A 20,378-nucleotide genomic window follows, 5' to 3' on the forward strand; every position below is an offset into this window, starting at 1 on the left:
TGGTCTTTTAAATACCCGACAAAATTAATCGGAAAAATGTGAAAATTACCGTACCGGTATTGTCCAGAGTGTTACCCACCCATTAGAGCCTCGACAGCAGGCCGCCCATCTTCTGCGCCAGCGGGTAATCCCCTGCCGTCCAGCCCAGACGCACCAGCACCAGCGCCTCGTCGGGCAGCACGAGCACCGCCTGCCCCCGGTTACCCAGCATGGCGTACGCATTGGGCGGCAGGCCGGGCCAGCGGAGTTGGCTGCCGCCGCCGTTCAGCCACAGCTGATAGCCGTAGCGTGGGTCGTTGAGGCTGTTATTCGGCCGGGTTGCGCGGGCCACCCAGCCCGGCGGCAGAAAGGGGCGACCGTTGACGGCACCCTGGTCCAGCAGGAGTCTGCCAAGCCGCACCCAGTCACGGGCGGTGGCGTAGACGAAGGAACTTGCGACCACAAGCCCGGTGGGATCCACTTCCAGCACCGCGCCCGCCATCCCCAGGGGTTGCAGCACTTCGCGCTGCAGGAAGTCCAGCTGCGCCTGCGGGCCGCCCAGCCGCTCCGCGGCGAAACGCGCCAGCAGGTTGGTGCTGCCCGAGGAGTAGTAGAACTGTTCTCCGGGCGGGTGTTCCGCCGGGCTCGCCAGTGCCACCGCCGAGGCGCTGGGTGCGCGAAACAGCATCCGCGTGGAATCGCTGCCCGGCACGTAGTCCTCTTGCCAGCCCAGCCCGGAGGTCATCTGCAATACCGCGGTCAGGCCAATACGCGCGCGATCATCCCGGGCCCATGCGGGAAACAGCGGCCCCGGGACACCGGCGGGAATGATCTCCAGCGCCTCCATGCGGCCAATCACAATGGCCATCAGGGATTTGCCCATCGACCAGCCCAGCAGGCGGGAACCGGCATCAAAGCCCGGCGCATAGCTCTCGGCAATCAGGGTGTCCCCCTGCAGCACCAGCAGGGCGCGGGTCTGCAACCCCTCGGCGTTATCGGCCCTCAGCAAGGCCTGCGTCGCCTGTTGCGCCGGATCCGCAATAGCCACCGCAAGCGGCATGCCGGGTGACGCTGCCGTGGGAGGCACCGACAACCCATCAAGCAGCGCCGCGTCGCCAGTATCGAGGGTGCAGCCCAGCCCGGGGCGGTAGGTCGCGGAGGTAGCCGCCAGACCAAACAGGGTGACCTGCACACCGTCGGCCGTGAAGTCCAGCGACAGCCGGCGATTGACCTCCGCGTAACTGGCCAGGTCATCCAGTATGCGCTGGTCGTCGAAGCCGCTGACAAAGCGCCCGGAGCAGGCCAGCTTGGCACCGAGCCCGGTGGCCAGCGCAAGGGCGTTGCCCAGCTGCCAGAGCGGCGTACCCAGCAACGCGGGGGGCGCCACAAACAACACCATCAACAACGGCAGGAGAATCAGCAACACACGTTTCATCAGCAGTTTCCGTATCAGCGCAGGGCACAGCACAGCCAGCTTACGTCAGAACCTGCTGCGCCAGAAACAGGCTTGACGCCAAGCCGCGCGATCAGTTCTACTCGCTACACCCTGTCACCAAGAGTGTACGCCATGCCCGCCCTGGAAATCCTTGCCCCCGCCGCCCTCCTCGCCAGCTGGTCCCTGGTGATGCTGATCTGGATGGCCGCTACCCGCCTGCCCGCCATGAGCAAATCGGGGCTGGATCTGTCCAAGCCACAGCCGGGTGGCCGCCGCGGCGCCGACCTCGAAGGGGTACTGCCCGACCACGTGAACTGGAAGGCGCACAACTATACGCACCTGCACGAACAGCCCACGGTGTTCTACGCGCTGTGCTGCATTCTGGCGATCACCGGCATCGACAGCAGCCTCGCCGTTCAGCTGGCCTGGGCCTACCTGCTGCTGCGCATCGCGCACAGTATCGTGCAGGTCACCACCAACTACGTACCGGTGCGCTTCCTGCTGTTCCTGCTGTCCTCGCTGGCACTCGCCGGCCTGGCCGCCATCGCGGTACGCGCCACCCTCTAGGACACCCCGCATGGCTCTCCTCTTCAGGACCCTCCTGGCCGCCCTGCTGTCAGGCAGCATCAGCGCACTCGCGGCCCCCACGTTCCAGCCCGCCCAGGCCCTGCCGCCCGGACACTGGGTGGATCACGGTGATGCACTGTGTGACGTTGCCGCCGCCACAGCGGATTACCTGGCCCGCGGCAACGCCTACGACCCGGCTGCGATTCACGGCGGTACCACGGCGTGGTTGCGGACGCCACCCGAGCGCATCCGCGCCACGCTGGACTTCGTGTGTGCAGTCCAGGCGGAGGATGCGCGCCTGGGGCGCCCATCGCGTCTTGCCGACCCGGCGTTTGTGCAGCAGCACTTCGAACTGCTGCGCTGGCAGCCGGACCGTGCGCGGGCAGCGCAGCTGGCCAGCGGCAAGCCGCTACTGCAGAACCTGCCGGCCGAACGCCTGCTGATGACCAAGTACTACGTGCGCGTGGCGTCGGGCAGCGAGCAGCCATCCCCCGCCACGCCGCACGCGCTCTACGGCCTGCCCCACGATGAGGCACAGCTGACCCTGGACGAGGCGGACGCGCTGGGCAGCGCTATCACCCGCTTCCAGTTCGGCAAGCAGGCCATCGTGGCGCAGGAGACCAACCCGGCAACCGCCAGTGCCATGGCCCAGCGCGCGCCGCCGCTGATCTGGCTGAGCCGGGCCGACCTGGAAGGCGCCCTGCTGCAGGGCACCGCCGTGGTCGAGGGCGCCAACGGCCAGAAACGCTACTTCAACGTCCACCGCAATAACGGCATCGCCTACGACCGCACGCAGAAACCCGAAGAGCAAGAGCGCTATTGGTTCTTCAAGGAAGTACCCGGCGTGCTCGGCTATGGCAAGGACGCCGACTACAAGATTCGCGTGCAGCCCCTGGTGACCGTGGCGGGGGATATTTTCCAGCTCGGCCTCGGACGCCTGGTGCTGCTGCGCACCGAGGAAGCGGGCCAGCCCACGTACCGGCTGAACGTGATGGCGGACACCGGCGGCGCTTTTCATGACAATCTGTACCAGCTCGACTGGCTGAGCGGCTACTACCGCGATTGGGCGGGGTATCATGCGGCAAACCGCCACATTGGCGACTATGCCGACGCCTGGCTGCTGCTGAAACGGGAGTAAGCTGCACCCCGGCCCGGCCCGCATCACACCACTTGGGAGGTTGTATGGAGTACTGGCTGGCCTGGTTTCACGAAGGTAACGATCAGGTAAAACAGGTTGCCGCGGCGGCGGAAAAAATGGGCTATGCCGGCATTGCGGTGTCGGATCACGTGGCCATTCCCCGCGACTACACCGCTGTGCATCCCTCCGGGCAGCGCCACATCCACGCCCACACTCGCTTTCCCGACCCCATGATCACCATCGCCACCATGGCGGCAGTGACGGAACAACTGCGCTTCATGACCTACGTGTATGTGCTGACCATGCGCGAGCCGTTCAGCGCGGCAAAACAGGCCGCCACGCTTGCCATGCAGACAGACAATCGGTTCGTGTTTGGCGTGGGCGCCGGCTGGTGCGAGGATGAGATTGCCGTGCTCGGCCACGACCCGCGTAACCGCGGCAAGCGCATGGACGCGATGCTGGAGGTGATGCAGGATTTCTGGGAAGACGGCATGGCGGAAGCGGACAACGCCTTCTACCGCTTCCCGCCCACCGGGCAGTTTCCGGTGCCCGGCAAAGTACCGGTATGGATTGGCGGCAAATCCCCTGCGGCCCTGCGCCGCGCAGCGCGCTTCGATGGCTGGATGGGCATGAACTACCCGATGGCGGAGATCCGCGAGCTGCTGGATCGGCTCAACGCCGAGCGCGCGATCGTCGAGGCGGAACGTGGTACAGAGCCCTTCGGCCGCTTTGTGATGCCGCAGACCGAGCCGGACCCCGGCATCTACCACCAGTTGGAGGACTGGGGCATCGACGGCACCATCGCCATGGCCTGGACCGTTGACGACCCGGCCTTCCACCCGCTGGAGGCCAAGCTGGAAGCCATGGAGCAGTTTGCCGACCGTTTCATCAAACCGCGCTGAGCGCCAAGGTGACCGCAATGAACTATGGCAGCGTGGTACGTGATGGCGTGACCTTGCATTACGTTGAGTGTCGCGCCGGGGCGGAGCAACCCTGGGTGATTTTTTGCCACGGTTTCCCGGGGCTCGCCTACAGCTGGCGTCACCAGTTGCCGGCTGTGGCCAGCGCAGGCTTCAACGCCGTGGCCTTCGACCAGCGCGGCTATGGCCGCTCCAGTCGACCCACCGACCCGATGCTGTATGACAGCGAGCACACCGTAGGGGATGTGCTGGGCCTGATGGATCACCTGGGCCTGTCGCGCGCGGTGCTGGTGGGGCACGACTTCGGCGCGGCGCAGGTCTACAACGTGACCGTGCGTCACCCGGACCGTGTCATGGCGGTGGTCGGCGTCGCCTGCCCCTACGATTTCGACCTCGCCGGACGCGGCGGCGCCGGCGCCAACCCGCCCCCGGGCAGCGCATACCCGCGCGCCTTTGCCCGTCCGGACAAGGCACCGAGCACCTGCTTTGCCGAGGTTGCGGCGCAGCACTTCTACCACATGCACTACTATCAACAGCCGGAGCGGCCGGAGCGCGAGCTGGCGCAGAACCCGCGCCTGTTCCTGACCCGCCTGTTCTGGGCACTGTGCGCCGACGGTCACCTGCTGGACTGGACCCGCTTCTCCACCGAGGGCAACAGCTACCTCGATGTGCTCGCGGACCCCTCGATACCCCTCCCCTGGCCGTGGATGACTGAACAGGACCTGCAGACCTACGTCGACGAATTCACCCACTGCGCGCCGGGGTTGGAGTTCATCGGTGGCATCAACTCCTACCGGGTCGCGGACCGCAACTGGGAGATTGGTCGGGCGTGGGCGGATGCCCGGGTGACGCCGCCGTCGCTGTTCATCGCCGGGAGCGCAGACCCGGTGCTGCAGATGATTGGCGACGATGCGCTCGCCGTACTGGCGCGCTGCTCCAGCGACCTGCGCGGTATCGAGCTGATACCGGGGGCCGGCCACTTTGTGCAGCAGGAACAGCCCGAGTCATTCAACCGGGCCCTGTTGCACTTTCTGGATACGCTGCCCGCGAGGCAATAACCGCGCGCTGCGCCGTCAGTCCTGAACGCGTTCCAGGTCACCGGGGAAGGCCGCACCGGCGCGCCAGTAATGCCAGGCCGCCCAGACATTGGCCAGCGAGCAGATCAACAGCGCCCAGCGCAGTGAGTGCACCCCGTAGTCCGCGGCCAGCAGGTCGCTGATCAGCCCGACCACCGACGGGCCCAGCGCCAGCCCGATGATATTGATCACAAACAGCAGAATGGCCGAGGCCACGCTGCGCATGCGCAGGCCCACCAGGGTCTGGGTCTGGGCGAAGGTGGTGGCCTGGTAGAAGTTGCCCAGCATCACCGGCAGCACCATCAACAGCAGCACCGCGCGAATATCATCCAGCACAAACACGAACACCCCGGCGGGCACCGAAATCAGCAGGGCCACCGCCACGACCCACAGATACCAGCGCGCATCGCGGGCGCCGAAGTGGTCTGCGAGCCGCCCGCCCAGCACGATCCCGATACCGCCGGGAATGCCGAATATCAGGCCCAGCCAGGTACCGATCTCACCCGAAGACATGCCGTGGGAGCGCGCCAGGAAAGCGGCGGACCAGGAAATCAGGCCGTAGCCGACAAAGGCGGTGATGCCGCCGCCGAGCGCCATGTGCACAAAGGAGCGGCGCGCCAGCAGGTAGCGAAACACGGTACCGATCGCGGGCTGCTGCCCGGGCGCGGTCACCCGGGTTTCCGACATGCCGCGGTCCGGCTCACGCACGGTGAAGCGGATCACCAGCGCCAGCACAATGCCCGGAATACCCACCACGAAAAACGCCACGCGCCAGCCGAACCACTCGTTCATCCAGCCGCCAACGAAAAAGCCGAACAGGATGCCGATCGGAATCCCCAGCGAATAAATACCCAGTGCCGTGGCCCGCTCATTGGCGGGGTAGTAATCCGCCAGCATGGAATGCGCAGGCGGCGAGCACCCGGCCTCCCCGACCCCGACGCCAATGCGATAGACCAGCAGTTGCCAGTAATTCTGCGCCAGGCCCTGGGCCGCGGTGAACACGCTCCAGATACCCACCGCGGCGGCAATCAGGTTGCGGCGGTTGGCGCGGTCCGCGTAGCGGGCTATGGGAATACCCATGAGGGTATAGAACACCGCGAACCCAAGGCCCGTGAGCAGGCCCATGGCGGTATCGCTGACGCCCAGTTCCAGGCGGATGGGCTCCACCAGTATCCCGAGAATCTGGCGGTCAATGAAATTGAAGGTGTAGGCGATGACCAGGATGGTCAGCACGTAGCGTCGCGTGCCCGCTGAAAACAGCGAGGACGCAACGCCGGTAGCGGGCGGTGCTTCAGCCACGTCGGGGCTCCTTTTCTTATTGTCCGACAGACTATGTGTCTATCGCCCGGGGTGCAAGCGGTGAGGTGACTGCTCGCGCCCTCGCCGCCCTATTTGGGTGTCAACGTGATATCGATGTTGCCGCTGATACTGAGTTTCATCCCCGCTGCCTCGGCGGCCTCGACCAGAGCCGCGAGGTCGGCCTTGGTCTGGCGCAGTTCATTGATGCGCTTGACGCCGGCGGCGTCGGTCTCACCGAACCGTTCACGCCGGCTCCAGTTATTGCGCTGGTGAAAACTGATCTTGTCCTCAATCAGCGTCATCAACAGTTGATTGGCCTCGTCAGGGTAGAACACGCCGCTGATCAATCGGAACCGTTGTGCATCCAACTCGTCTGTCATGCTGAAGTCCTTACAGGTATTTGTCGGTGACCGCGCCTTCCGATGCGGAGGCCACGGTTTTCGCGAACTTGGCCAGCAGGCCGCGGGTGTAGCGCGGTGCCGGCGGCTGCCAGCGCGCGAGTCGCGCGGCGATTTCTTCCGCGCCCAGGGTAACGTCAATCCGCGCCGCTTCCGCATCGATGACAATCTCATCGCCATCCTCGACGATCGCCAGCGGCCCCCCTTCACTCGCCTCCGGCGTGATATGCCCCACCACAAAGCCGTGACTACCACCGGAGAAGCGACCGTCGGTGATCAGCGCCACATCGGCGCCGAGACCCTTGCCCATCAGGGCCGATGTGGGGCTCAGCATCTCCCGCATGCCAGGGCCGCCGCGGGGCCCTTCGTAGCGAATCACCACCACATCGCCCTTCACCACGCGGCCGTCGAGAATCGCCTGCAGGGATTCCTCTTCCGAGTGGAACACGCGCGCCCTGCCCTGGAAGCGCAGGCCTTCCTTGCCGGTAATCTTCGCCACCGAACCCTCCGGGGCAAGGTTGCCGCGCAGGATCATCAGGTGGCTGTTGCGCTTGATGGGGTTGTCGAAGGCGCGGATGATGTCCTGCGACTCGGGGTACGGTGCCACGTCCGCCAGATTCTCGGCGAGTGTTTTACCCGTGACCGTGAGGCAGTCGCCGTGCAGCAAACCCCGATCCAGCAGCATTTTCATCAGCGGCTGGATGCCGCCAATGGCAATCAGCTCCGACATCATGTACTTGCCGCTCGGACGCAGGTCCGCCAGCACCGGGACTTTTGCGCCGACGCGGACAAAATCATCCAGCGTCAGCTCCACCTGTACTGCGTGGGCCATGGCCAGCAGGTGCAGCACGGCGTTGGTGGAGCCACCGAGGGCAATGACCGTGGCGATGGCATTTTCGAACGCCTCCCGGGTCATGATGTCGGAGGGCTTGATGTCGCGCTCCAGAAGCGCGAGTACCGCTGCCCCCGCCTGCCGGCAGTCCTCCGCCTTGGAGCGGGACACCGCCTCCTGTGCGGAGCTGTTGGGCAGGCTCATGCCCAGGGCCTCGATTGCCGACGCCATGGTGTTTGCCGTGTACATACCGCCACAGGAGCCGGGGCCCGGGATGGCGGTCTCCTCAATCTGCTTCACCTGCAGCAGGTTCAGGTCACCCCGCGCGTGCTGGCCCACCGCCTCGAACACCGAAATAATGTCGGTGTGGTTGGCGCCGGGCTGGATGGTGCCGCCGTAGACAAACACCGCGGGACGGTTGAGCCGCGCAATGCCGATCATGCAGCCCGGCATGTTCTTGTCACAGCCGCCCACAGCCACCAGGCCGTCAAAGCCCTGGCAGCCGGCCACGGCTTCGATGGAGTCCGCAATGATCTCCCGCGACACCAGCGAGTACTTCATGCCCTCGGTGCCATTGGCAATGCCGTCGGAAATGGTGATGGTATTGAACACCACACCCTTGCCGCCGGCCTCATCGGCACCAGCACAGGCCTCGTCTGCCAGCGCGTTGATGTGCATGTTGCAGGGGGTGACCATGCTCCAGGTGGATGCGATGCCGATTTGCGGCTTGTGGAAATCCTCGTCGGTGAAGCCCACCGCGCGCAGCATGGCGCGGGCCGGGGCTTTCTCGACGCCATCCACAACAAGGGACGAGTGGCTGCGTTTGTCTTTCACGGTGATGCTGTCCTCCGGTTTTGCTGGTTGAGTATACGCTGCGGGCACTGAACTGGCTTGGCACACCGGGCGCAGCACCCCGGCGCCGACTGAGGCGCCACTGCCGAGCCGGTCATCAGGGGTTGCACCAGCCGCAATGCTGCGGGTCAGCGGTTTCCTGTGGCGGCGGCTCACGCTGCTCGTGCCGGCATACGCTGCAGCGGTGTATGACGGTGAGCGGCAGCGAGGTCGGCGCGGCGCACTCGGCACAGGGCAGCCCCGGTTCGAAACGGTCTGCCCAGAAGTCCGGGGCGGCACAGGCGGGGCACAGTGTTTGCAGGCGCTGGGCGAGCTGCTCGGCTGCCTGACGGATATAGGCCTGGCGCTCAGGGCAATGCATGGCCCTGAGATCCGGCTCAATCAACAGCCTGTCCAGATCGCCGCCCGCCCCTTGCGGCGACACCGTATCACGCAGGGCCTGCAATACAGCCGCCGCGCCGCGCAACCCCTTGCTCACGCCCCCCGGATGGCGAACGATCCAGCCCTGCTCGTCACCGTGGGCTGCCAACTGTTGCGCAAGCCGCTGCTCGGAGACCCAGGTGACAGGCGCGACCCGCACCGGGCCCGCGGCCCGCGCCACGATTTCCTGGCCGGATTGACGGTTCCAGAGCACCAGGAGCTCTTCGTCCCAGTTCACCAGGCCCGCCATGGGGCCGCCGCCGAAGCTGCCCTCACTGCCCAGGCCCAGGTCGAGGCCGGTGATTTCACAGGCCAGCCGGGCCTTGTGCCGCGCGCAGTCCAGGGGGCTCAGGCTGCGCTCAACTTCACCGGAAAAGGTGCCCAGCTGGTCGGTGTCGAAGGCATCGGTGACCGTCAGCACAAGGCCCAACGCCGCCAGCGGTGGCGCCACCAGGTCGCCTTTGGCGTGGCGGGTGAGCAGGGCAATCGGGCGGTCGGAGAGTGCGCGCATATCATCCATCATTCCAGAACAGACCGTATAGTATCCCAGGCAGGCAGCTGCGACCGCGCCATACTGCGGTCATGACTGGATTTTGTATAACAGTTACTTTCGATAGTATCGTTCTTTTTTCGAGAACTTTTTATGCGCCAGCTGAACTTTCACCACCTGTACTACTTCTGGGTGGTCGCCAAGGAGGGCCACCTGACGCGGGCAGCGCAGCAATTGCACGTGTCACAGTCCGCCCTGTCGTCACAGATCAAGCAGCTGCAGGAACAGCTCGGCCACGAGTTGTTCAGCCGCGATGGTCGCTCCCTGCGCCTGACGGAAGTGGGCCATCTGGTGCTGGAGTACGCCGAGAGCATTTTCAACCTGGGCAGCGAACTGCTGGCCCTCACCGAGAGCGGCGAATTGCAGCGCCTGCAGCGGCTGCGCATCGGGTCAGTGGCCACCCTGTCGCGCAACTTCCAGGAGAACTTCCTGCGGCCGGTGATCGGCGAGGCGAAAATCAAGCTGGTTATCCGTTCAGCCAGCCTGGAGGAGTTGCTGGAGCAGCTGCGCGTGCACAGGCTGGACCTGATCCTCTCCAACCGCGCCGTGGCCGCAGACACATCCACACCCTGGCGCTGCCAGCAGATTGCCGAACAGAGCGTGTGCATTGTCGGCCCACCGGGCAAAGCGGCGAAAACCTTCCGCTTCCCGCAGGATCTCGGCACCCTGCCACTGCTGTTGCCCGGCCCCAACAGCGAGATCCGCAACCAGTTCGACCTGCTCTGCGAACAGCACGGGGTTGAGGTGGACCCCTACGCCGAGGTGGAGGACATGGCCATGCTGCGCCTGCTGGCCCGCGACTCCGGCGGGCTCGCGGTGGTACCGGAGGTCGTGGTACAGGATGAACTGGAGTCCGGCAGGCTGCAGCGCTACTGCGTGCTGGACACGGTTGTCGAGCGCTTCTATGCCATCACCGCGAAACGCCATTTCGAGCTGGTGGCGCTGAAAACCCTGCTGGAACGCTACCAGAACACCCCCCCGGAAACACCACGGCGGGGCAAGGCCGGCAAGCGGACACGCTGAGCCACGTGGCTGGGCACGGCGATACGGGCACGGCACCCGCGGTAATCTGGTTCAAGCGCGACCTGCGCCTGAGCGACCACGCCCCCCTCTGCGAAGCGATCGCCAGCGGCCGGCCGCTGCTGCTGATTTACTGCTTCGAGCCCTCCCTGCTTGCGGACCCGCACTACGCCACGCGCCACTGGCGCTTTGTCACCCAGTCACTGCGGGACATGAACCGGCGCCTGAAACCCCTGGGCACCCGCGTTCATGTCTTTCTCAGCGAAATGCTGCCGCTGCTGCAGGCCCTGCAGCAGGACGTGGGCCTCGGCTCGCTGCACAGCCACGAGGAAACCGGTCTGGCCATCACCTATGACAGGGATCGCGCCGTGGCCGATTTCTGCAGGGCGGCAGGCGTACCCTGGCTGGAGTCGCCGAGTAACGGTGTGCAGCGCGGGCGGCGCAACCGGCAGGGCTGGGCCGCCGCCTGGCAACAAAGCATGCAACAGCCACTCGCTACACCACAGCTGCAGGGCGCGCGCCCGGCCCTGCTGCCGGCGGGTGGACAGAGCGAAGCCCTGCGCGCACGCGGGCGCGTCGACCCCGCCTGGCTTGCCGACGAGGCGGCGTTCCAGCGCGGCGGTGAAACAGAGGCACAGAGCTGGCTGCAGAGTTTTCTCTCACAGCGCCACACGCGCTACGCCTCCAGCCTGTCCAGCCCCGTTACCAGCCGCGAGCACTGCTCCCGGCTCTCGCCCTACCTCGCCTGGGGCAACCTGAGCATGCGCCAGCTCTGGCAGGCGCTACAGCAGGCGCGCGCCCGCGGTGGCCCACAGCGGTCGCTGGCGGCCTTCGAGTCACGGCTCTACTGGCACTGCCATTTCATCCAGAAATTCGAGATGGAGTGCGAGATGCAGTTTCGCGACCTGAACCGCGGCTACGCCCGGCTCGAGCGCCCACGCAACCAGGCACATGTCGACGCCTGGGCAGCAGGCACCACCGGCTTTCCCGCCGTGGATGCCGCCATGCGCTGCCTGCACGCAACCGGTTACCTGAACTTTCGCTGGCGCGCCATGCTGGTGAGTTTTCTCACCCACCACCTGTGGCAGGACTGGCGGCTGGGTACCGCGCACCTCGCCCGCCTGTTTCTGGACTTCGAGCCCGGCATTCACTACCCGCAGTTCCAGATGCAGGCGGGTGTCACGGGCATGAATACCGTGCGCATCTACAATCCGGTCAAGCAATCCATGGAGCACGATGCCGACGGACAGTTCCTGCGCCAGTGGCTGCCCGAGTTGCGTGCGCTGCAGGCACCGCTGATTCACCGGCCCTGGGCGATCGCGCCGATGGAAGCGGCCTGGCTGGGGCTGGACCTTGACTACCCGGCACCCATCGTCGACCTGCAGGCCGCCCACCGGCGGGCACGGGAGCAGCTCTGGGCCCTGCGCGATGACCCGCTGGTGATGCAGGAGGCGGAGCGGATACTGGGGCGGCACATCGAACGCGGGCGAGGCAGACAACGCCAGCGCAGTCAGGGGCGCGGAACGGTGAGCCCCCGTTAAACCGGATTCACAACCGTTTGCGCTGACATCAAGCCCGTCGGTCGAAGGTAATGTGCATTTCCTTGTAGCCGTCGACAAAGGCTGACAGCGCATTTCTGGGTTGATCGACCAGTTGCACATTGGTCATCCGCGCGGTGATTGCCTCAAAAACCACCTTGAGCTGCAAGCGAGCCAGATGTGCACCCAGACAATAGTGTGGCCCTGCGCCAAAGGTACGGGCGTCCCGCTGCACTCTTTCGCGCTGACAGCGGGTAATGTCAAAGCTGTTGGGGTGTGCAAAGACCTGCTCATCCCGATTGGCGGACGCAAGCCACACGATGACCTTGTCACCTTTGCGGATAGTCTGCCCTCCCAGCTCAACGTCTGCCATGGCGGTGCGCCGGTAGTTCATTATCGGTGCGCGAAAGCGCAACATTTCCTCCACTGCACCGGGAATCAACTCGGGGTCATTCTGTAGCATCTGGAACTGCTCGGGGTGTTGTATCAGGTCATGGAGACCGTAGGCCGTGGCATTGCGCGTGGTTTCGACGCCACCAATAATGAGGTTGAGAAACAACAGCCCGTATTCCAGATCAGTGAGCTGCTCTCCCCCTTCCCGCGTCGCCGCCAACAGGTCGGTGGTCAGGTCGTCCCGGGGATTGAGTCGATGACTGGCAGCCAGTTGGGCACCGTATTGCACCAGTGCTCGCTGCGCGTCGTAGCCCTCCATGACACTGCCGGCAAAGTCCGGATCGTCGGCGATCATCATGGTGTTGGTAAGGGCACAGAGGTGCGCGCGATCCGCATCCGGAATGCCGAGTATCCAGGCGATTACACGCAGTGGCAGCTGTGTTGCAACCGACGTCACAAATTCGCAGCGGCCCTGCCCGATAACGTCATCAATGATGGTGTCGGCGATGGCCCGGATGTTGGGCTCGCGCTGTTTAATCGCGGTTGGCTTGAAGGCTGCATCCACCAGACGACGGTAATCGCGGTGCACCGGTGGGTCCATCAGGTTGAGCGAAACATGTCTCCCCCTGATGGCCTCCTTGGGTGTGTCGACGAGGCGTGGACCTGCAGCATTGCTGAATAGCGCCGGGTTTTTTAACACCGTGTCGATTTCGGGAGTGGCAAACACATTCCAGTGCCCCGATTCTCCGGCACTGCCTGCCTCCCAGGACACCGAATGCTGCTGCCTGTTCTCCGCAATCAGGTGATTGGGCGCGCCGTGACTGTAGAGGGCCAGATTCGCGAGGCTGTGTTTCGTCATCGGGCAGTTTTTCATACGCTGCTGGGTCCTGGATTTCCTGTCATCACGCATTCGTGGAACTGCCGCGGTGCCACCACCCTGCGACACTACCGAGGCAACCCTCGAGTTGCACCGGGTCTGCTCACTGGTTGTTGGAAGGATCCAATACGGGCACCAGAATCTCATTGCGCCGCATGAACCACGGCATGAACGGCGGGTCGTAGCGGGCCCAGACCGGTTCACCCACCACCGTCAGGGACTGCTCGGCAATCCACGCGGCCAGTTTTTCCCGGTGCTGCTGGTAGCGCTCTTCCGACCAGAAGCCTGAATAGCGCACCGCGGCCATGAACTGCGCGGGCACCTGGCGCAGGGTGACGGCCGGATCATCCGGCTGCGGAAGCGTCTCCAGGGAGTAGGACGCGGGCATCATGAAACTCACCACCCAGCGGCCATCCACCCGCTGCTGCCCGACCGGCGAGGTCATGTCGATCTTCTCGCTGCCCGCCTGCTGGCCGACGGGTGATGTCATGTCGAGGCTTTCACGCGATGTGTTGCTGCCCGATATATAGTCAAACAGCCGGCGAAAGGCCTTGCTGCCCGCGCCCTCAAAATCGCCCTCGACGACGGTTTCGGCCAGAATATGCGGCGCATAGTGGCGCAGCTCAAAGGGCTCATCCGCCTGCACAACGGTGTATTCCGCTTCTTCAACGGCCATAGCATTCCCCATCCCCGCCAGCGTAAGGAACGCGCCCACAGCGAACGGCCTGCACATGCGCTTCAGTGAGCGCAGGGTGATTCTCCCAACCCCTGCGGGGGTGACAGTGTAGAGTGGGGGCAAGGCCATTGGCATGGATACGCGCTCCGAAAATGCGTAAGGTAAAGGGCCCTTCGGCCGCGATACCCTGATAAGTCTGTCGGCCGGTATGGGCATGGGTCGCTCCCTGCAGGCACGGCCGCGGCGAGTGGAAACTCTGGACTGACTGGGGGGAGATTGCAATGTCGAGCGACTGGCAACGGCTGGGCGGCCTCATCGGTACACTCTTCATGGCGCAGTTGGCGTTCGCCGCCAATAACGACAACGCAAACTGCGCAGCGCTGCAACCGGCACTGGCTGCCACCGCAGGTGTCACCCTCACGGAAACGCCCCAACTGATGCCCGCGGGCGACCTGCCAGCGTTCTGCAAGGTGCGCGGCCAGGCCACCGGTAAAGTGGGCTTCGAAATGCGCCTGCCACCTCGCGCAGACTGGAACGGTAAATTCGTGCTCGCCGGCTGCGGCGGTTTCTGCGGCCAGTTGCTGCCCGACAAGCCGGGCTATTCCAACAGCATCAACGAAGCCCTGAAGCAGGGCTATGCCGCCATGGCCCACGACAGCGGCCACCAGGCCCCGACCTCGGACACCGACTGGGCGCGCAGTGGCGATGACCAGGCCGTTGCGCTGTGGGCCGAGGCCGTGCTGCCGACGCTGGCCACCCTGGGCACCGAGGTGATTCAGGCCTACTATGCGCAGGCCCCGAAGCGGCGCTACTTCTCCGGCTGTTCCAACGGGGGCCGGCTGGGCCTGGTAGCAGCGCAGCGCTATCCCGAGCTGTTTGACGGCATCGCCGCGGGCGGCCCGATTCTGGACCTGTCCGGCAATGCCGGTGTGCAGGGCGCGTGGATGATCCAGCAGGCCTGGACCCCCGATGGTGAGCCCCGGTTCACCCCCGCACACATCGATCGCCTGGCCACCCATGTACGCGAGGCCTGCGATGCGCTGGACGGCCTGGAAGACGGGCTGATCGCCACACCGGAGCGATGCCATCCCGACCTCAGCGCGCTGCGCTGCACAGCCAATACCGACAGCGGCTGCCTGAGCGCGGCACAGTTGCAACAGGTTGCCGCGCTGTATCGCGGCGCGCACGACGGCGATACGCAGCTGTTTCCCGGCCTGCCGCCGGGCTCCGAGCACCTCTGGCCGTTCTGGATTACCGGCCGTGATGGCCAACCCGCCTGGGGCAGAGACGCCTCCCAGGGCTTCCTCGACATCTACCGCAATGTGCCCGCAGGCCAGCACGTGAACCCGGCGAGCATTGACGTGGTGGCGGAAGCGGCGGCCATGGCGGCCTCGCCACTGGCACAGCGCGCCAATGCCACCAACGCGGATCTCTCCGGACTACGCGCCGCAGGCACGCGGCTGCTCATCTGGCACGGCTGGGCAGACCCGCTGATTCTGCCGCAGCGCACCATCCGCTATTTCAACGACGCGGCCGCGGAAAACGGCGGCGCCGAGGCGCTGGCTGAACACGCGCGCCTGTTCATGGTGCCGGGCCACGGGCATTGCTGGGAAGCGCCCGGCCTCGCACCGGACCTGTTCGACCCGCTGCAGGCCCTGGATGCCTGGGTAGAGCAGGCTGAGCCACCCGCACAGATTGTGGCCCGCGATACACTGGACCCTGCGGCGGCCACGGCAACGGCGCTGCTGTGCCCCTATCCCCTGCGCGCCATCCATGACGGACACGGGCCGCTGGATGATGCCGCGAGCTACCGCTGCGGCGAGTAGCGCAAACGTGCTTGCCATCGCAGCGACTGTCCAGCCTGCAGGGGGGATTTGCACGTGGCTATAGGCGCGTGTTTTCCGTAGAGTGAAGCGCATAGGGCGCGGGACGGCGCACACCGATGCCGCCCCACCCTCATCAAGGAGGTTGTTATGGGTGTAGAAGTAGGTGGCCTGCTCGGGCTGATCTGGCTGGTGATTGTTATCTGGGCCGTGATCAAGGTGGCGAAAAGCTCCGCCGGGGGCCTGGCGAAAGTGCTGTGGATTCTGCTGCTGTTACTGGCGCCCCTGGTGGGGCTGATTATCTGGGCGCTGATGGGGCCCAAGGGTTAGCGATCACCGTCTGCGTGTTGTCCAGCAGTTCGGCCCACACCGGCCCAAGGTGCTGGGCATACCAGGGGCTGACATCCACCGGCGGTGGCAGCGCCCCGGACAGCCAGTCACGCAGCCGTGACACCAGCGCGCCCGCATCCCCCGGCGGGTAGCGGCAGGCCGTTGGGTACTGTTCCGGATAACACAGCGCATCGGGCACCAGCGGCCTGGCATCCGCACTCGCCGCCTCCAGCATCGCCAGCCCCTGGAACTCGTGGCGGGCCGTGCTCACCGCAATGGCCGCCTTGCCGAGCAGCGCGCGGTACGCATCCAGAGGCAGCTGACCATCCGCAACAATCCGTTCCGGCAGGGCCTCGCGCAAGCGCGCCAACGCCGGCGGCACTCGCGAAGGGCGCTTGCCGAGCAAGGCGAGCCGGAATGCCACACCCTGCCCTGCCAGGGCAATCATCGCCTCGGTGAACAGCTCCGGCGCCTTGTCGTGTTCCCAGCGGTGGTTCCAGAGAATCAACTGTCCGTCGCGCTCCGCCGCCGGCGGCACAGGGTCTACGGGTACCGGGCACACACCACTCTTCTGCGCCAGCTGGTCGACAATACCGGCAGGTACCGCATCAGGCATCTGCTCCAGTAGCTGCTGCACGCCGTGCAGGTAACTGTCGCGATTGAAGGCGGAGTTGAACACCAGCCGACTGGCCGCCAGACCACCATACAACTGCACCATCTGCGGCTCCAGCCAGTGACGCTGGCGGCTGCTGAGCGGGTAGGCAAACTGGTTTTCGTGGAAGTAATAGAGCGTGGGCACCCCCGCCAGACGCGGGTGCAGGCCCTTGAGGGTGGCGAGGTCCACCATCGAGGTGGCCAAAATCAGGTCCGGCTGTTGCGGTGGCAGGGCCGCCAGCCAGGACAGCGGATTGCCGCGAATACGCCAGGCGAAGTGTCGACCCGGCAGCTCCAGCCGCTGCCAAGCAAACTGCGGATGCGAGGCCAGCAGCCAGTCTGCCCAGGCGGCGTGGCTGTCGGCGCGGTAGGCGGAGAGTAGCCACGCACAGGGCGACGAGCCCGAGACGGCGGAATATGACGATCGATGCATGGCCATGATGTATCACACCCGCAGGAGACTTGTCATGCTTTGCAAACGGCAGCTTACCGCCCCACACACCCCATTCATCGCAAAAACCTTGCAGCAGAACTCCGCCCCGTAGACAGTACACTTTTGACCATCGGCCGGGGGACACACCGTGTATCGACTTTTTGCCAAAATACTGGCGGGGCTCATTGCCACCGTGGTGCTGGCCGTGGGCGCGCTGGCACTGGTCGTCAGCCACAACGCCGCCTGCGAGCCACCGCCCCCAGCGGCAGACGGCGCTTCAAGCTTCACGGCTGTCATGCAGCGTTGCTACGGCGATGCGGACATCATCACCGTGGAGACTGTGGCGAAGGCCGAGCTGGCAGAGAGCGACGTGCTGGTGCGGGTGCATGCCGCCTCGGTCAACCCCCTCGACAAGCACTTCCTGCATGGCACACCCTACCTGCTGCGCCTGGTCAACGGCCTGAATGCGCCGCAGTCGCCACGCATGGGGGCAGACTTCGCTGGCGTGGTGGAAGCCGTCGGCTCGGGTGTGACACGGTTCGAGCCGGGCGATGCCGTGTTCGGTGTGGCCAACGGCGCCTTCGCCGAGTATGTGGTGCGCAGCGAAACCGGTGGCATGGCCCTGAAACCGGCCAACCTCAGCTTCGAGCAGGCCGCCGCGCTGCCCGTGGCGGCGATCACTGCCCTGCAGGCGCTGCGCGACAAGGCGCAGGTGCAGCCCGGCCAACACGTGCTGATCAACGGCGCGTCCGGCGGCGTGGGCAGCTATGCCGTGCAACTGGCCAAGGCCATGGGCGCCACCGTGACGGCGGTGTGCAGCGGCCGCAATGCGGAGCTCGTGCGCGCGCTGGGTGCAGACCGGGTAATCGACTACACGCAGCAGAACTACACCGAAGGCGACACCCGCTACCACGCCATTATCGATATGGTCGGCAACCATGCCATCTCGGACATACTGGGTGTCACCGAGCCGGATGGCGTGCTGGTGCTGGTCGGCTCCATGAAGATAGACCCCTGGTGGGGCCCGCTGGCGCGGCCGTTACACGCCGTGGTGCGCTCCCCCTTCGTTTCACAGCGGCTGGAGCCGCTGCTCGCCATCACCACCGCTGAGGACCTGACAGCGCTGGCCCGCTATGCGGACAACGGGCAACTCACGCCCGTGATCGATCAACGGTTCACGTTGGCCGACGTCCCCGAGGCGATCCGCTATCTGGAACGGGGCCGCACGCGCGGGAAGCTGGTGGTGAATGTGGTGCAGTAATGCCGCTTTCAGCTCTGGTGTGAAAAATACGGGTCCAGTTCCATCCCCTCCGGGGGGTTGAAGTACGTGCGAATATGGCACACCTTGCCGTCGTCGTTCACGGTGTAAATCTCGATGCCTTCCACCACCACCGGCTTGCCATTGACGCTGCCGGTGGAACGCACCACCAGCGCCGCCTGATCCAGGCAGACCTGCTTGAGCAGGCACTCCAGCGTCCAGACGTCGCCATTCTTGAAGCTGTTTTCCCAGCTTTGCCGCACCGCCAGCGGGCCTTCTTTGAGCAGGCCGCCGTAGGGGTCTTCAAAGACGATGTCCTCGGAAAAATTCGCTGACCAGCGCACCTGATCCTGGGCGTTCCAGGCGTCAAAATGTTCGTTGATGGCGTGGTCGATCTGTTCTTTGGTGGGCATGGGGTGGCTCCTTTGAGACATTTATTATCGTGGCCGCTGGTGCAGCATGGCCTGGTAGATATCCGCCGGCGCCGGCTGCTGCACCAGCGTCGGCAGGGATACGGTGGCTACCAGCAGGGAGCGCTCCCGGTGCGGCGGCCCCAGCCAGGCCTGATCCCACCAGTCCAGAATGCGGCCATGGGCCCAGGACAGCGTCTCCACAGAAACGTTTTCATCCCGAACGCCCCAACAGCTCCTCCAGACTGCCCGCCGACAGTATGCGCTTCGTCCAGGTATCAAGCTGATCGACCTTGGCAGTGGCAAGCTGAGTGTTCGCCCACTCAGACAGGGGACCAAACCGCTGTTCGAGCAGCTGGGCAAGAGCATTGCGCAATGTGTCTATCCGTCCCTGCTCCAGCCCTTCCCGGTGAGCTGCAGCGATACTCAGGTTCCAGTTGATGCGCCCCCATTCGCGTGCCTCGGCCAGGCGCTGGGCTTCCTCGTCGGCGCTGAGCTGCCGGATGCTGCCTATCGCTTTCTTGACTGGCTCGTGGGTAATGCCACTCATGATCGTGTCCTCCTGCCAGTGTTCAAAGAAACGGACCCAGTCACTCGCGGGGCCTTGCAGCTGCCCCAGCCGGTCCGCTTTCTTGAGCTCCATCACCGTCAATTGTAGCTCGCTTCCCAACGTTACGTCAGGCAGGGCGGCATCGCGCATCTCAAAGCGCCACAGGGCCTGCCCTCGCTCCGCGGTGCTCACTGTAAACAGGTCAAAATCCAGCAGATGTATGCCGATAGCGCTCGCCACCGCCTGGTACTCATCCCCGGCGCTCAGCTGCTGTGATAGCAGGCGGGCCAGGTAGAACAGGCTGCGGGAGCCCCAATCGAGCTGCCGCTGCACCTGCATCTCGATATTGTACTGGTGGCCGTCAACGCAGCGGGCGCGCACATCCAGAACAATCCCCTTGCCGCTGAGTTCACTGGCACTGATGAGGGGATTGAGAATCTCTACCGAAGCGACCGGCTGCAAATCCGGCCGCAGGTCATTGATCAGCGCCACCGTCAGCTCGGGATCACCCGCAAACAGCCGCTTGAACACGTAGTCGTTTTTCGGGTCCAGCAGTGCAACCATGGCGCCCTCCCTGGCAGCCGGCATCGCCCTCCTCCCTCTACCGCCAACTCTGCAGGATGACACCGCGACGTACAAGCGCATGGGTACATTTGATGAAAATGGAGGCGCAAACCAGTCCGAGAGGTCAAAACGCGTCTCCGCGGAAGCGTTTTTCGGTTATCAGCTGCGCCAGATACAGAGGCACAGTGACATAAAGCGCACGCAGCTGCGAAAGGAAGGCGAAACCGCAACGCAGCGGCTACCGAGCAAACGTCCACTCTGCCAACTGCTGATCCGGCTTCAGCCGCGCCCGCTGGTGCAGCATGGCCTGGTAGATATCTGCCGGCGCTGGCCGTTCCACCAGCGTCGGCAGGGAGATGGAAGCCGCTCACGCCGCTCGTAGTTGA

At 65.0% G+C, this 20,378-nt stretch carries 20 protein-coding genes; 9 read left to right on the top strand and 11 right to left on the bottom strand.

The window, feature by feature from the left end:
- Nucleotides 1-82: 82 nt before the first annotated feature.
- Complete coding sequence (locus R3E49_RS06210; protein WP_371294248.1) at nt 83-1,414, bottom strand: serine hydrolase domain-containing protein; 1,332 nt, start codon at nt 1,412-1,414, stop codon at nt 83-85.
- Nucleotides 1,415-1,546: 132 nt separating this feature from the next.
- Between R3E49_RS06210 and R3E49_RS06215 the strand changes: the two genes are divergently transcribed.
- Genes R3E49_RS06215 through R3E49_RS06230 form a run of 4 tightly spaced genes read left to right on the top strand, consistent with a single transcriptional unit; the run spans nt 1,547 to nt 5,097 of the window.
- Complete coding sequence (locus R3E49_RS06215; protein WP_339638461.1) at nt 1,547-1,981, top strand: MAPEG family protein; 435 nt, start codon at nt 1,547-1,549, stop codon at nt 1,979-1,981.
- A gap of 10 nt (nt 1,982-1,991) precedes the next feature.
- A complete protein-coding gene (locus R3E49_RS06220; protein ID WP_371294249.1) occupies nt 1,992-3,119 on the top strand; it encodes an MltA domain-containing protein in 1,128 nt (375 codons plus the stop codon).
- A gap of 44 nt (nt 3,120-3,163) precedes the next feature.
- Nucleotides 3,164-4,021 carry a TIGR03619 family F420-dependent LLM class oxidoreductase gene (locus R3E49_RS06225; protein WP_339638457.1) on the top strand — a complete coding sequence of 286 codons (858 nt, stop codon included), beginning with the start codon at nt 3,164-3,166 and terminating at the stop codon, nt 4,019-4,021.
- Between the two features lie 17 nt (nt 4,022-4,038).
- The gene (locus R3E49_RS06230; protein ID WP_371294250.1) at nt 4,039-5,097 is read left to right on the top strand and encodes an alpha/beta fold hydrolase; all 1,059 of its coding nucleotides are present in this window, start codon (nt 4,039-4,041) and stop codon (nt 5,095-5,097) included.
- Nucleotides 5,098-5,112: 15 nt separating this feature from the next.
- Here the strand turns inward: R3E49_RS06230 and R3E49_RS06235 are convergent, their stop codons facing one another.
- From R3E49_RS06235 to R3E49_RS06250, 4 genes are all read right to left on the bottom strand, one after another.
- A complete protein-coding gene (locus R3E49_RS06235; protein WP_371294251.1) occupies nt 5,113-6,414 on the bottom strand; it encodes a spinster family MFS transporter in 1,302 nt (433 codons plus the stop codon).
- A gap of 89 nt (nt 6,415-6,503) precedes the next feature.
- Nucleotides 6,504-6,794, bottom strand: coding sequence for a hypothetical protein (locus R3E49_RS06240; RefSeq protein ID WP_339638452.1), 291 nt, complete (start codon nt 6,792-6,794; stop codon nt 6,504-6,506).
- 10 nt (nt 6,795-6,804) lie between these two features.
- A complete protein-coding gene (ilvD, locus tag R3E49_RS06245) occupies nt 6,805-8,478 on the bottom strand; it encodes a dihydroxy-acid dehydratase (RefSeq protein WP_371294252.1) in 1,674 nt (557 codons plus the stop codon).
- 115 nt (nt 8,479-8,593) lie between these two features.
- On the bottom strand, nt 8,594-9,427 hold the full coding sequence (locus R3E49_RS06250) for a DUF6671 family protein (RefSeq protein ID WP_371294253.1): 834 nt from the start codon (nt 9,425-9,427) through the stop codon (nt 8,594-8,596).
- A gap of 132 nt (nt 9,428-9,559) precedes the next feature.
- On the opposite strand from R3E49_RS06250, the gene R3E49_RS06255 reads away from it, so the two are divergent.
- Nucleotides 9,560-10,489: a LysR family transcriptional regulator gene (locus R3E49_RS06255; protein ID WP_371294254.1), complete on the top strand. Its 930-nt coding sequence runs from the start codon at nt 9,560-9,562 to the stop codon at nt 10,487-10,489.
- A 5-nt stretch (nt 10,490-10,494) separates the two neighbouring features.
- Nucleotides 10,495-12,027, top strand: a complete 1,533-nt coding sequence (locus R3E49_RS06260) for an FAD-binding domain-containing protein (RefSeq protein ID WP_371294255.1) — start codon at nt 10,495-10,497, stop codon at nt 12,025-12,027.
- 28 nt (nt 12,028-12,055) lie between these two features.
- On the opposite strand, the gene R3E49_RS06265 is transcribed toward R3E49_RS06260, so the two are convergent.
- Together R3E49_RS06265 and R3E49_RS06270 are read right to left on the bottom strand one after the other, a co-directional pair.
- Nucleotides 12,056-13,276 (bottom strand): cytochrome P450, encoded by a 1,221-nt coding sequence (locus R3E49_RS06265; protein WP_371294256.1) that lies wholly within the window; start codon nt 13,274-13,276, stop codon nt 12,056-12,058.
- Nucleotides 13,277-13,397: 121 nt separating this feature from the next.
- Nucleotides 13,398-13,970, bottom strand: coding sequence for a heme-binding protein (locus tag R3E49_RS06270; protein ID WP_371294257.1), 573 nt, complete (start codon nt 13,968-13,970; stop codon nt 13,398-13,400).
- Between the two features lie 281 nt (nt 13,971-14,251).
- Here R3E49_RS06270 and R3E49_RS06275 point away from each other — a divergent pair, with 281 nt between their 5' ends.
- Both R3E49_RS06275 and R3E49_RS06280 read left to right on the top strand, forming a co-directional pair.
- Nucleotides 14,252-15,796: a tannase/feruloyl esterase family alpha/beta hydrolase gene (locus R3E49_RS06275; protein WP_371294258.1), complete on the top strand. Its 1,545-nt coding sequence runs from the start codon at nt 14,252-14,254 to the stop codon at nt 15,794-15,796.
- A 147-nt stretch (nt 15,797-15,943) separates the two neighbouring features.
- Nucleotides 15,944-16,123 carry a PLDc N-terminal domain-containing protein gene (locus R3E49_RS06280; protein WP_339638443.1) on the top strand — a complete coding sequence of 60 codons (180 nt, stop codon included), beginning with the start codon at nt 15,944-15,946 and terminating at the stop codon, nt 16,121-16,123.
- On the opposite strand, the gene R3E49_RS06285 is transcribed toward R3E49_RS06280, so the two are convergent.
- Nucleotides 16,092-17,216: a DUF3524 domain-containing protein gene (locus R3E49_RS06285; RefSeq protein ID WP_371294259.1), complete on the bottom strand. Its 1,125-nt coding sequence runs from the start codon at nt 17,214-17,216 to the stop codon at nt 16,092-16,094. The two genes, R3E49_RS06280 and R3E49_RS06285, sit on opposite strands and share 32 nt — an antisense overlap.
- Before the next feature lie 142 nt (nt 17,217-17,358).
- Between R3E49_RS06285 and R3E49_RS06290 the strand changes: the two genes are divergently transcribed.
- Nucleotides 17,359-18,471, top strand: a complete 1,113-nt coding sequence (locus R3E49_RS06290; protein WP_371294260.1) for an NAD(P)-dependent alcohol dehydrogenase — start codon at nt 17,359-17,361, stop codon at nt 18,469-18,471.
- An 8-nt stretch (nt 18,472-18,479) separates the two neighbouring features.
- Here R3E49_RS06290 and R3E49_RS06295 read toward each other — a convergent pair whose 3' ends face one another.
- The 3 genes from R3E49_RS06295 to R3E49_RS06305 are packed head-to-tail and all read right to left on the bottom strand — an operon-like array spanning nt 18,480 to nt 20,016.
- Nucleotides 18,480-18,881 carry a nuclear transport factor 2 family protein gene (locus tag R3E49_RS06295; RefSeq protein WP_371294261.1) on the bottom strand — a complete coding sequence of 134 codons (402 nt, stop codon included), beginning with the start codon at nt 18,879-18,881 and terminating at the stop codon, nt 18,480-18,482.
- A gap of 24 nt (nt 18,882-18,905) precedes the next feature.
- The gene (locus tag R3E49_RS06300) at nt 18,906-19,082 is read right to left on the bottom strand and encodes a hypothetical protein (RefSeq protein WP_371294262.1); all 177 of its coding nucleotides are present in this window, start codon (nt 19,080-19,082) and stop codon (nt 18,906-18,908) included.
- 10 nt (nt 19,083-19,092) lie between these two features.
- A complete protein-coding gene (locus R3E49_RS06305; protein ID WP_371294263.1) occupies nt 19,093-20,016 on the bottom strand; it encodes an Rpn family recombination-promoting nuclease/putative transposase in 924 nt (307 codons plus the stop codon).
- Between the last annotated feature and the right edge of the window lie 362 nt (nt 20,017-20,378).

The organism is Haliea sp., from assembly GCF_041395985.1.
Lineage (GTDB): Bacteria > Pseudomonadota > Gammaproteobacteria > Pseudomonadales > Halieaceae > Haliea.